At 70.2% G+C, this 11,925-nt stretch carries 11 protein-coding genes and 1 pseudogene; 5 read left to right on the top strand and 7 right to left on the bottom strand.

Translation table 11 applies throughout. The features are described 5' to 3' along the window. From VF794_RS02455 to VF794_RS02425, 7 genes are all read right to left on the bottom strand, one after another. On the bottom strand, nucleotides 1–1,924 hold a 1,924-nt coding region (locus tag VF794_RS02455; RefSeq protein ID WP_331107307.1), incomplete at its 3' end, for a DUF3488 and transglutaminase-like domain-containing protein. Next, entirely contained in the window at nucleotides 1,921–2,883 is a 963-nt protein-coding gene (locus tag VF794_RS02450) for a DUF58 domain-containing protein (RefSeq protein WP_414640859.1), read from the bottom strand. The genes VF794_RS02450 and VF794_RS02455, both read right to left, overlap by 4 nt. Further along, the gene (locus tag VF794_RS02445; protein WP_331107306.1) at nucleotides 2,880–3,860 is read right to left on the bottom strand and encodes an AAA family ATPase; all 981 of its coding nucleotides are present in this window, start codon (nucleotides 3,858–3,860) and stop codon (nucleotides 2,880–2,882) included. Before VF794_RS02445 ends, VF794_RS02450 begins: the two co-directional genes overlap by 4 nt. 74 nt (nucleotides 3,861–3,934) lie before the next feature. Then, complete coding sequence (locus VF794_RS02440) at nucleotides 3,935–6,466, bottom strand: serine/threonine-protein kinase (RefSeq protein WP_331107309.1); 2,532 nt, start codon at nucleotides 6,464–6,466, stop codon at nucleotides 3,935–3,937. Between the two features lie 82 nt (nucleotides 6,467–6,548). After that, nucleotides 6,549–7,424: a hypothetical protein gene (locus tag VF794_RS02435; RefSeq protein ID WP_331107304.1), complete on the bottom strand. Its 876-nt coding sequence runs from the start codon at nucleotides 7,422–7,424 to the stop codon at nucleotides 6,549–6,551. A gap of 297 nt (nucleotides 7,425–7,721) precedes the next feature. Next, on the bottom strand, nucleotides 7,722–8,045 hold the full coding sequence (locus VF794_RS02430; RefSeq protein WP_331107302.1) for an STAS domain-containing protein: 324 nt from the start codon (nucleotides 8,043–8,045) through the stop codon (nucleotides 7,722–7,724). A gap of 198 nt (nucleotides 8,046–8,243) precedes the next feature. After that, nucleotides 8,244–8,957: a lytic transglycosylase domain-containing protein gene (locus VF794_RS02425; RefSeq protein WP_331107300.1), complete on the bottom strand. Its 714-nt coding sequence runs from the start codon at nucleotides 8,955–8,957 to the stop codon at nucleotides 8,244–8,246. Between the two features lie 262 nt (nucleotides 8,958–9,219). On the opposite strand from VF794_RS02425, the gene VF794_RS02420 reads away from it, so the two are divergent. The 5 genes and pseudogenes from VF794_RS02420 to VF794_RS02400 form a co-directional block, all read left to right on the top strand. After that, nucleotides 9,220–9,375 carry a lmo0937 family membrane protein gene (locus VF794_RS02420; protein ID WP_331107298.1) on the top strand — a complete coding sequence of 52 codons (156 nt, stop codon included), beginning with the start codon at nucleotides 9,220–9,222 and terminating at the stop codon, nucleotides 9,373–9,375. Next, complete coding sequence (locus VF794_RS02415) at nucleotides 9,372–9,932, top strand: hypothetical protein (RefSeq protein WP_331107296.1); 561 nt, start codon at nucleotides 9,372–9,374, stop codon at nucleotides 9,930–9,932. Before VF794_RS02420 ends, VF794_RS02415 begins: the two co-directional genes overlap by 4 nt. Nucleotides 9,933–9,968: 36 nt before the next feature. Further along, nucleotides 9,969–11,042, top strand: a complete 1,074-nt coding sequence (locus tag VF794_RS02410) for a HupE/UreJ family protein (RefSeq protein ID WP_331107295.1) — start codon at nucleotides 9,969–9,971, stop codon at nucleotides 11,040–11,042. A 145-nt stretch (nucleotides 11,043–11,187) separates the two neighbouring features. Further along, the gene (locus VF794_RS02405; protein WP_331107294.1) at nucleotides 11,188–11,583 is read left to right on the top strand and encodes a hypothetical protein; all 396 of its coding nucleotides are present in this window, start codon (nucleotides 11,188–11,190) and stop codon (nucleotides 11,581–11,583) included. Nucleotides 11,584–11,629: 46 nt separating this feature from the next. Further along, nucleotides 11,630–11,925, top strand: a pseudogene (locus tag VF794_RS02400) (hypothetical protein); the annotation flags it as partial.

Here is an 11,925-nt window from a genome sequence, read left to right as displayed (position 1 = left end):
CGAAGCGCGCTCGCAGGTAGCGCCTCGTGAGCGGGCTCACTGAGGGGGCCAGGGGGTGCGCCTCCCGCGTGAGGCGCGCGGACACGTCCTCCAGCGTCTCGCCATCGCGCGGGTGCACGCCCACCGTCGCCAGCTGGCGCTCCACCGCGTCCACGAAGCGCGTGGCCTCGAGCGCTCTCGTCCGGGGCTGGCGCCGCGAGAGGTACCTCCACGCCCAGTACACGCCCCCGCCCACCAGCGCGGCCGTGCCCCAGGCCCTCGCCGGAGGCAACTGGGAGCGCTGCTCCTCACCCGGCTCGCGCCGTGGGCGCGACATGTCCCGCACGAGGTTCATCTGATCCCGGAACGAGTAGTCGACGACCGACGTACGCCACGCCGACTCGATCGCCTCGTAGAAGGAGACGAGCGTCTCCAGCACCTCCAGCGACTGGCTGGAGCGAAACGCCGCGGGCGTGGCGTCCACCGTGACGAAACCCCGGTCGGGCACCAGCACGTGTGTCCACGCGTGGGCGTCTCCGGCGCGGACGATGTACTCCTCGCCCACGCGCTCGCCGCCGAAGAAGCCCGTGGCCAGCCGCGCCTGAATCCCCTGGGAGCGCAGCATCAGCGTGAGCGCCGTGGCGAAGTGCTCGCAGTGGCCCGCCTTGCGCACGAAGAGGAACTCCGTCAGCGGATCCGCCACGTCCCCGCTCAGCTCCAGCGTGTACTCGTACTCACGCTGCAGCCAGCTCGCGAGCTTGTTGGCCGCGGCCAGGGGCTCCTTCTCGCCGGCCAGCACCTGGCCCGCCAGCGCCGTCACGCGCGGATCCAGGTTGTCCGGCAGCGCCAGGAGCTGATCGTGCTCCGTCGGCTCCAGCTTGCCCGGGTCCGTGTCCGTGCCCGGAGGCACGCTGTACACCTCGTAGGCGTAGCCGAGCCCCTCATCCACGAAGCGCAGCTCGTCCCCGCCCAGCTCCTGGAGGGTGGTGCGCCGGTTGCCGGTGGGGGTGTGCGCCAGGGCGTTGCCCAGCTTCGCGGGCGTCTCCAGGGCGATCAGCGTGCGGCTGCCGTAGGACGGGAGCAGCTCGATGCGCTGGTAGATCTGCTTCTCCGCACCCGGGCGCAGCGTCACGCGCGTGCGGCGTCGCTTGTTGGGGGCGCCGATCGTCGACCACTCCTGGCCGTCGAAGGTGTCGTAGGTACGGCCCAGCCAGTACGACCCGAGCTGCTCGGTGACGGGATCCGGCGTGAGCTGCGCCTTGAGCACCACGCGGGGGTTGCTCTTGAGGGTGCCCGAGCCCCCCAGCCGCACCGTGTCGGAAAATCCGCTCGTGGCCACGCCGAGCCCCGGCGCCGCCCGGCGCACGCCCACGTTCCAGTTGAGGCGCGGGAAGAGGATGAAGAAGGCCACCGCGCCAGCCACCGCGAAGAAGATGCCCTTGGACAGCGGGCGCGTCACCTCGCGCACGGGCAGCGGCTCGCCCACGGGCACCGCCGCCTCCACCACCGCCAGCCCCAGCGCGAGGCTCGCCAGCACCGCGAAGGCCATGAGGCAGACGGCGAAGAGCAGCTCACCGGAGAGCGCCGCACCGCCGGCGATCATCAACAGGCCGGCCAGCAGCACCTGCCCGTCCGTGGAGGGGACCGTCTCCGACAGCAGTCGCTGGCTGGCGACGAGGCCCGCGAAGCAGCAGGCCGCCACCACCAGGTCCATCTGCCCCGCGCCCACCAGCAGGTACAGCACGCCCGCCACCGGCACCAGCAGCAGCGCCGTCAGTCGGGGCATGCGGGTGAAGGGGCGCCGGCCCGTGAGCGCCACCCCCAACGCCACGACGACGAGCCCGAGCGCCCACACGGGCAGCTGGCCGGACACGGCCATGGAGGCGAAGGCGGCGCCTGTCGCCAGATCCCTCAGGACGAGCCGCAGCCGGTGGGGCCGATTCATGCCGCTTCCTCCCGCTGCTCCTCGAAGCCCAACCAGGCCAGGGCCCGGAGGATGCCGCGCTCCTGGCCGCTGCCCGCCCCCGGACGCAAGCGCTGGCCCGGCAGCTCCAGCCCCACCTCGTGCCCGGCCTCCAGCAGACGGTGGGCCTGGACGGCCACCTCCTCGCAGCGCCGCTCCAGCGCGTCACCCACCAGCCCGGACTTCACGTCGAGGATGTACGTGCGCCGCTCCTCGCGCTCGCGCTCCACCTTGAGGAGCTTCCCCACGGAGGCGCTCTTCAGCCAGTGCACGCGCCGGGCGTCCTCGTTCTCGCCGAGCTCCCGCAGTCCCGCCACGTCCCCGGTGCCGTCCATCCGGTGGGGGTTGTTGGCCTCGCCCACGTGCCCCACGGCCGCTTCGCCCGGATCTCCACAGGCGAAGCCCCGCCGGGGATAGATGAGCAGGGTGCCCTCCAACTGGAAGACGCGCGTCTTGGCGAAGAGGCCCAGCGGCCAGGTGGTGGTGATGCGCACGCCCGTCAGCTTCACCGGGCCTCGCTTGGGTGCCGTCAGATTGGCCCGCACCACGTGCTCCACGCCGGCTGGCAGGTAGCCCACGCCGCCCTCGCCCGTCAGGGACGAGTCCACTTCGGACAGGGTGAGGGCGAAGCCGTGCCCCTTCGTCCGGGAGACGGCCCAGCGGAAGGCGAAGGGCTCGCCGGCGAAGGCTCCATCCGTGCCGATGCGCCGCACCGTCAGGTCTCGAATGCAGCGCTCGGACAGCACGCCGGAAAGGATGATGACGCTGAGCAACAACCCCAGCACGAGGTAGAGGAGGTTGTTGCCGGTGTTGAGCGCGCCCAGGCCCACGCCGAGCGTCACCACGAGGTAGGTGCGTCCCATGCGCGTCACCTTGAGGGAGCGCGGCGGGCGCAGGGCGGCCAGGAGGCGTCGCCACGGCGAGGGGGGCGGGGTGCTCACCGGGGCGCTACGACTTTCCGGGCGACCTCCTCGAGGAGGTGGGCCGCCTCGTCGCGGGTATAGGAGCCCTGGGTGGCGCTGCGCAGCAGGAGCCGGTGGGCGAGGCACGGTCCCAGCACCGCCCGTACATCCCCGGGCGTCACGAAGTCGCGCTCCTCCCAGAGGGCGTAGGCGCGAGCGGCCATGCCCAGGGCGATCACCGCGCGGGTGGAGGCGCCGCGCTCGATGTCGCCGTGGGCGCGCGTGGCCTGGGCCAGCCGCACGATGTACTCGGCCACGGTGTCGTCCAGGCGCTGCGCGGCCACCAGCGCGCGCAGGGAGGACAGCTCCTCGGGCGAGGTCACCGCCGAGAGGGCCTCCACGGGCGAGGAGCCGTCGCGAGTGGTGAGCAGCTTCGCCTCCACCTCGGGGGCCGGATGGCCCAGCGACAGGCGCATGAGGAAGCGATCCAGCTGCGAGTCCGGAAGGGGATAGGTGCCGGAGAAGTCCACCGGGTTCTGCGTGGCCACCACGGTGAAGGGGCGGGGCAGCAGGTGGGTGGCGCCGTCGAGGGACACCTGGCCCTGGGCCATGGCCTCCAGGAGCGCGGACTGGGTGCGAGGCGGGGCGCGGTTGAGCTCGTCGGCCAGCACGAGCTGGCGGAAGAGGGGACCGGGCCGGAAGGTGAAGGTGGCGGTCTGCGCGTGGAAGACCTGGGCGCCGAGGATGTCGGCCGGCATCAGGTCCGCGGTGAACTGGACGCGCGAGAAGGAGAGGGCGCAGGAGCGGGCGAGGGCTTCCACCAGCGTCGTCTTGCCCACCCCGGGGACGTCCTCCAGCAGCAGGTGCCCGCCCGCGACGAGGCTCGTGGCGGCGAGGCGGGTTTCCTTGTCCTTGCCCTGCACCGCGAGGGACAGGTTCGCGGCCAGGCGCTCCAGCGTGGCCCGCGCGCTGGCGACGGAGGGGAGGGGACTGACGGCTCGAGCAGGGGAGTTCATCTGACGCCGTACTCTACCCTAGCCGTGCCCTCCGGTATCCCCCAGGGGGTACGGGGGTGTCCTAATCCTACATATCAGCGGTGTTTGCTGGTGGAGTCCGAGTCGGAGGTCGCGCCGAAGTGGGTGGCCAGCCACTGGGACACCTCGGTGCCCTTGGGCTGGTTGCCGATACGGCGGTAGTGCTCCAGGGCCTCCGTGGCGAGCTGTCGGGCCCGTTCCAGCGCCCCACCGCTGGCCTCCAGGGCACGCGCCAGGGTGAATTGGAACTCGGCGCGCTCGAAGGAGGTGTCCATCGACAGGGCCCTCTCGAGCGGAGGGAGGGCCTGGGCGGGTTGGCCCCGGGCCAGCGCCACCTCGGCCAGACCGAGAAGCGTCTCGGCGACCTGGGGGTGCTCGGGTCCCAGCACCTTCTCCCCGATCGCGAGGCTGTTCTGGAGGTGGTGCTCGGCCTCGTCCAGGTGCTGGGCCCGGACCAGGCTCCGCCCCAGGCTGGTGAGTGTATTGGCGACGTCGGGGTGCTCGGGGCCCAGGGTCTTCTGGGCGATGGCGAGGGCCCGCTCGTAGCTGGTGCGCGCCTCCTCGTATCTCCCCAGCTCCATGAGCGTCACCCCGACGTTGTTGTACATGGCGGCCACGAAGGCGTGCTCGGGACCCAGGGCCTTCTCCATGAGGACCTGGGCCTGCTGGAATCGGGCGAGTGCCTCGTCGAACCGCCCCACTTTGTAGAGGACGCCGCCCAGGCTGTGGAGCGACTCGGCCCGGGCCAGGTCGTCTCCCGCGCGCTCCGCGGTCGTCTCCAGCACCACCTGCTCCGCGTCCAGTCCCTCCAGCGGGTGGGAGAGCCGGACCTCGGCGTTCCAGATGATCATGTTCCACAGCCGGGCCATCAGCACGTCATCCTTGCCGCGGGCGGCCTGGGTGAGCGCCTGCCGCAGCAGGGCATCGGTGCGTGCATAGTCTCCGAGTCCGCCGTGCAGCCGACCGAGGTGGTAGAGGAGCTGGGCCCGCAGGGGCGCGTAGTCCAGCGCCTCGACCTGGGGCAGCAGCCTGGCGCCCAGCTCCAGGCCCTCGGAGAACTTGCCGGCGAGCCACAAGGTCTCCAGATGATCCACCTCGTGCTGAAGGGACTCGATCCGCGCCCGTGCGGTGGGCTCCTGGGGAAGGGGGACGGCGGAGGTGAGGGTCTGGGCATCCATGCAGGAGCCCAGCGTGGGCAGGGACTGCGCGATCTGGACCGCCTGGGGGAGGAGCTGTTTGTCGGGGCCGCGCGCCAGCAGTTTCACCAGCGCGCCGAACTGACTCCGGCGTCGCTCCAGGCAGGAGACCTGAAGCAGGGCCAGGTCCTGGGATTGTCCAACCCCCTCGGGGCTGGCCTCGCAGACCTCGGTGCGCAGGCGGAGCCACTCGCGGGCGTAGCCGTCCAACACCGTCTGCACGCGCTCCGCGGTGCTCGGGGCGTAGGAGAGCCCCGTGTCGAGCAGGGCCCGCCGCACTCCGGCCTGGAGGGGCATGTCCCAGACGCTCACCAACCGTTGCTCCAGGTTCCCGCAGTCCCGTGTGTAGCCGTGCATCCACCCGGCGAGCGCCAGCACCACCAGGGAGGTGACTCCGGCGATCAGACCGGCGACGCGCAGCCGTGCCCGGCGCCGGCTGTCCGGATCATCCTCCAGGTCCGAGATGAGGGCCTGGAGGGAAGGGGGACGCTGCTCGGGAGCGAGTTGCAGCCCCCGCAGCACCCTGCTGGCCATCCACGCGGGGACCGGGGACTGCGCGGGCGGCGGGTTGATGCGCCCGGTGCGCTGCGCCTCCCAGCGCGCGGGGACGGTGTCTCCTGGGAAGGCGGGCTGTCGGTAGAGGGCCTCGTAGAGCGCCACGCAGAACGAGAACAGGTCGCTGCGCGCATCCACCGGCTGCCCCAGCATCACCTCGGGGGCCATGTACCGGGGCGTTCCCATCAGCATCCCGGTCTCGCTCTCCAAACCCTGGGCGAGGTGCGGCTCCTCCATCTCGGGGCCCTGGGCGTACGAGGGCGGGTCTCCAATGCGCGCCAGACCGAAGTCCGTCACCCGCGCCCGCCCGTCCTTGCCCACCAGCACGTTCTCCGGCTTGAAGTCCCGGTGCACGAGCCCCGCGGCGTGGGCCGCCGCCAGCCCCCTGCCAGCCTCCAGGTACACCGCGAGCACCTCGCGCCAGGGCCGCTCGTGGGCCAGACACCAGTGGCGCAGCGTCTGCCCCTCCACCAGCTCCATGGAGATGAAGACGGTGCCGTCCTCCAGCGTGCCCGCGTCATAGACGGCCACCACGTTGGGGTGGCTCAAGCGAGCCATGGCCTGGGCCTCGCGCAGCATGCGGATCTGCTGCTGGGCACCTTCCTGGTCCGCTCGCGGGTGCAGCAGCTTGAGGGCCACCCGCCGGTCGAGCCGTGTGTCATAGGCGGCCGTCACCGTGCCCATGCCGCCCTGGCCGAGCACATCGAGGACGATGTAGCGGTTGGCCAGGGGGCTCAGCGCGGGAGGCGCGGTGCGCGTGGCCACGCCCGTGGTGGGCGTGGATGCGTCCGGCCCCAGGGACGGCACGGGCGGTGGGGCCCGGACGTCCTCTGGCATGCGCTTCACGATGAGGGTCCTGCCGAGGAGATCTTCCCCTGGCTCCCCATGGGGTGGCCGCTGCTCGTCGCTCATGCGGGGCCTACGGGCAGGCGCCGCAGTCCGAGCAGTTGTCGGCGCTCTTGCCCACGCCGCACTGCTCGCTCACCTGGCAGAAGCCATCGCCGCACGTATTGACGGAGGTGGCCTGGAGGCGAGTCGTCACCGGACGGTAGCTCACACCATTGTACGTGCACTGGGTGTAGTAGGTCCCAGTCGCGTCCGGCACGCAATGGGACGAGTCACAGGCGCCGAAGCGGACGATGGCCGGGCAGACCGGGTTCTCCCCGTTGGAGACGCCCGACAGCCCACAGCCGCGGTTGGTGCTCTTCGAGGAGTCGAGCTGCGTGCGATCATTTCCCGCGTACAGGCCCTGACCCCGGAAGAGGTTGCCGAAGAAGCACGCCTCGCGGACGTTGAAGTCCCCCAGCTCCTGGGCGGTGAAGGGAATCTCCACACCTTCCGCGTTCAGCCCGAGGATGGAGAAGCCCACCTTCATCCCGTACGGGTTGGCGTGAGCGGCCAGACAAGCGGAGATGACCTGCTCTTCCTGCTCGGTCGCGGCCCGCCCCGAGCCCCAATTGCTCGCCAGTCCCAGCTTGCCGGCCCAGGTGTAGCTCTGTCCCGTGTTGGGGTCGGTGTAGGTGCGCACCTGCCCCTCCGGCACGGCGCAGCCAATCAGGTATTTCATCAACTGGGCGTTCGTCGCGGGGGCCGCGCCGAACCAGGACGAAAAAGAGCTGGTGGTCAGACCGTTGGTGGCGAGGCCATTGGTGGCGAGGCCATTGGTGGCCAGACCGTTGGTGGCCAGACCGTTGTCCTCGATCACCGCCTGCGCCTGCTGCTCCAGGAGCTCCTCCTCCAGCGAGGAGGGCGGGGTGTTACACCCCAGGGAGCTTCCCACCAGCGACGCGATCACGAGAAGATTGCAAGCTGCTGCTGCCATACGTGTCGACAAAACACCCCTCCGATTCAGCTGGGACTGATTTCTTGCAGCTCTAGCACAACCAGCTGACACGAAGAGAGGGCACTGTCGAACAATGACGAGCAGCGAACAGGAAAACCAGGAGCGGGAGGAGAGGCTCCGGGTCGCTCGGCGCTTCCACGAGTCCCCAGGATGGGACTTGGGCCGCGGGCCTCGCTTCACCAATTGCGCAACGAGTTCCCGCCGCGGGTAGGCAGCGGGTCACTCATTGTCTACGTCTACGTCTACGACTCAGGCCAGGACTTCTTCCGGCGTGTAGTACGCGCGCGCTGGCGAAAGGGTGCCGGTGGTCAGGCCGAAGTAGCGGAACATCCGCTCGTGGTGCCCGGCCAGGCCCCGGAACTGAACCTTGCGCTCGCTCAAGTCATTGGTGAGGACGCCCACCGCGGAGTCACGAAACTCGCGCAGGTGCGTGAAGTCCACCACCACTTCCCGCGTTCCCAGCTCCTTCAGGGAGCTGCGCAGCTGCATCGCGGTCCGGCCATCCAGTGTACCCGTGAGCCGCAGGGTCAACCGTCCCGCGAGTTCTTCCTGCTGAATTTCCAGCCCCGCCATGGTTCGTCTCTCCTCAATGCCACGTGCGTCCAAGGGAACCGGGACGTGTTGGGTACGCCCGGCCCGGAGTGGAACCACCCACCCCGGCACACAAAGACCGGCGACGTACAGTGCCCCCGATCTCTCAGGTTTGCAGCCTCAGGTCGGAAAAAACCGACTCACTGTCTGGCAGAGAGCGCGCACTTTGTTCGCCACTGGTCATTCCGGCTCGTTGGAAGCCTTCTGTTGACTCTCCGTCCGGGGCAACTCGCGCTCCTGTTGGGTCTTCAGGCGGCGGAACTCCCGCATCACCTTGGCCGGATAGCCCGCCATGAAGCGATCACGCTTGTCCTTCTTGGCGAGGATCTTCACGGCCAGCCCCGGGCCCGCGTTGTAGGCCACCAGCGCCTTCTCCACCGAGCCGAAGCGGGAGATCAGATCCGCCAGGTAGGCCGTCCCCAGCTCCACGTTCAGCTCGGAATCGAACAGATTGGTGTGGCGCTGGAGCTTGAAGCCCGCCTTATCCGCCAGGTAGATGCCCGTGTCCGGCATCACCTGCATCAGCCCCATGGCTCCCACCGGGGAGATGGCGTAGTTGTTGAACGAGCTCTCGCAGCGGATCAGCGCCACCACCAGCATGGGATCCAGGTTGTTGCGCTTGGCCTCGCGGACGATCGCCATCGCCAGACGCCGCTGCTGCCGCTCGGGCAGCTGCGAGGCCTGCACGGCGGCCGCCACCCCCAGCCCCTCGGCCTCCGCGTAGAGCGCCGCCTCCTCCTCGAGCCGCGCCAGGTGGGCCTCCTTGGCGGCGAGCTTCGTTCGTAGTTCCACCATCTCGGGACTGTTCTCCCCCGGGAAGTAAGGCTGAAAAGCTCGCGCCCCGCTGCCCACCAGGACTCCCGCCATCACCAGCGCCACCGTCCACCCTCGCATCACACCCTCCCCAGCGCGACCACACTGCTCGCGCTCCCCTTGTCGCTGATGCCGCCGGCCCAAAGCAGTCCCCGTGCCACCACCGCAACCCCCTGGAATCACGTGGGCCCTGTCGCTGGTGGGACGGAACGTGCCGGAAAAAAAGTCCGATCTGGGAAGGCGTTTGCCCACGGTGAGACTGTCGAAAGGAGGGGTTGCAACGAAGCCCGACACGACTCACCTTGGCGCACGGTTGCGGGGCTAGGGGAGAGGAGCGGGCGGCGTGTACTGGACGATGAGCGCGATCCTGTTCGTATTGTGGGTGCTCGGAATGATCAGTGGATCGACCGAGGGCCAGTGGGTCCACCTGCTGCTGCTCTTTTCAATGGTGACCCTCATCCTCGCGGTGGCGCGGAGGGGGCGAGGGGCGCTCGCATGAGCCGGGCGCCCGCCATCATCAGTCTGGAGCTGCCGCGCGACGCGAGCGGCTTCGTGAGGCGCGAGTGCCCGGAGTGCCACCGGGACTTCAAGACGCGCCCGTGCCGCCATGACGCGAGCATCCTCCAGCGGAGGCTGGCGTCGCTCTTTCCCTTCGAGAACGCGCACGAGAGCTTCGACGAGGTGCCGGACTGGTGGTGCCTGTACTGCGGCCACCGGGCAACGGGGGACGAGTTTCTCACCCCCGCGCAGCAGGCCCATGTGGAGGCCCTGGCGCGAGCCTGGGCCAACCACGTGCGCTACGAGCAGCTCGCCTACGTGTCGCGCACCCTCTCGTTGAACCCCCGGCCCACTTTCGTCAGCGTGGAGCCCGAGGCGCTGCCCGGGCCGATGGCCCACGATCCGGATGATCTGCGGATCATTCCGTTGGTGTGCTGCGGCGAGGAGGTGAAGGCCCTCTGGGACTGGGACGCGCAACTCTACTGCCCGCGCTGCGGCTCCCGGCACGGGGGCTTGAGTGGCCGGCAGCAGCTCCACCTGCAGGTGATCGAGGAGTAGACGGCGGCGGGCGACCGGGGGCAGTCTCCGGAGCCCATGTGGCGGACGGTCCGACTGGCGGTACCCCTCGCCCTCCTGCTGGTGGGGGGAAGCGCGGGCGCGCATGACGCGGACATCCTGTATGCGCAGCTCTGGCGCCCCGAGGCGAGCGGGCCCGAGGTGCGCGAGCGCATCACCCTCACCGCGCAGACGCTCGGCCTCCTCATTCCCGCGGACGCGGACGAGGATGGCGTGCTCACCCAGGCGGACCTGGACGCGCGCGCCCCGGCGCTGGCCGTGGGCATCTGGGACGCCATCCCCCTCACCGCCGGAGGCCAGCCCTGTGCCCGGACGGGGGCCACGGCCTGGGTGCGCGAGACGTTCGTGGAGCTGGGCGCGAGCTTCACCTGTCCGCCCGGAGAGCTGCGCCAGCGCTTCTCCCTGCTGTCCCTGCTGCCCTCCAACTACAAGGTGGTGCTCGGCAGCTCCGTGCAGGGCGAGCGGGGCCAGCGCTTCGCGGATGCCACCCAGCCCACACTCGTGGTGTCGGAACCGGGACACCCGGAGCGGGAGCAGGTCTCGGGGCTGCTCGATTGGGTGATCCTGGGGCTCACCCACATCTTCCTGGGGGTGGATCACCTGGCCTTCCTGCTGGCGCTGCTGCTGGTGGGGGGGAGCTTCCGGCGGGTGCTGCTGCTGGTGACGGCCTTCACCGTGGCGCACTCGCTCACCCTGGGAGCCACCGCGCTGGGCTTCATCCTCCTGGACGAGGCCCGTGCACGCTGGGTGGAGGCGGCCATCGCCGTGTCCATCATCTGGGTGGCGGTGGAGAACCTGGTGCTGCGCGAGCACCGCCACCGGGCCCTCCTCACGTTCCTCTTCGGACTGGTGCACGGCTTTGGCTTCGCCAGCGTGCTGAGCGGCTACGGCCTGGGGGACGCGGTGGTGACGGGCCTGCTGGGCTTCAACCTGGGCGTGGAGCTGGGCCAGGCCGCCGTCGTCGCCGTGCTGCTGCCGCTCGTCCGGGTGCTGCAACGGCGGCCTCGGGTCCATCAACCCACGGTGCGTGCCCTGTCGCTCCTCATCCTCGCGGCCGGCGGATATTGGTTGATGGAGCGCGCTCTCGGCTGAGTCGGTTGAATCCTCGCGCATCCGTTCCTACCTTGGTCGCGGGATTGGGGGCAGGACTTGGGGAGGGCTGATGGGTGCTAGGCATACCCGCTTGGCCGCGGCGCTGGCCGCGGCATGGGAATCCGAGGTGGTTTCGGCGCGTCGCATGACGATGCTCGCCGAACGCCTGGGCGATAGCCGCGGGCGGGCGCGGCTGATGGTACTCGCCGCTTTCTGTAGGGCACACGCCTCGCGGCTGTTGGCCCGGCTGGCGGCGCTCGGCCGCGGGCCGCTGCCCGTGCCGCCCGAGGAGATCACACTCGACGAGGACACGGTGATGGAGCTGCGCCGGGAGGGGGCCTTCGCCCGCGCCTCGGCCGCACGCTACGAGTCCACCGCCGAACTGGCCCGCCAGCACGCGGACCTGTCCAGCGCCTGGGTCTGCGAGCTCAACCGCACCGAGGAGCAGGATCGCTCCCGGGAGCTGCTCGCGCTCGCCGAGGGGGCCGCCCAGGCCGCCGTGGGCGAGACCCAGATGGCCGCCGCCGCTCCCGCCGAGTAACCGAGCCTGCTGACAGCCCGCTCGCCTTGGGCGTAAAACGGCGGGCATGGCCAAGGCCGACAGCTACGACGATTTGATCTTCCAGTTGGGGGACCTCGCGAGGGACAGGCTCGCGGGCAAACCCAACTGTCCGCGCACCATGGATCGCGTCTATCGCGCCGAGCAGGCCCTGGTGGCCCGGCGCGATGAACTGGCCGCGCTCGAGGCGCAGCTCAACGACGAGGACGCCGCCTGGCAGGACTACCTCGCCCAGTACGAGGCGACGCGCGCCGCCCAGGGGGCGATCGTCCAGAAGTGGAAGAAGGCCGTGGACGCCGTGGAGGGGGAGACCAAGACCCTCCG

The organism is Archangium sp. (assembly GCF_036389735.1).
Taxonomy (GTDB): Bacteria; Myxococcota; Myxococcia; order Myxococcales; family Myxococcaceae; genus Archangium.
Note: the sequence above shows the minus strand (reverse complement) of the source record. Positions and strands in the feature narration are given on the sequence as shown.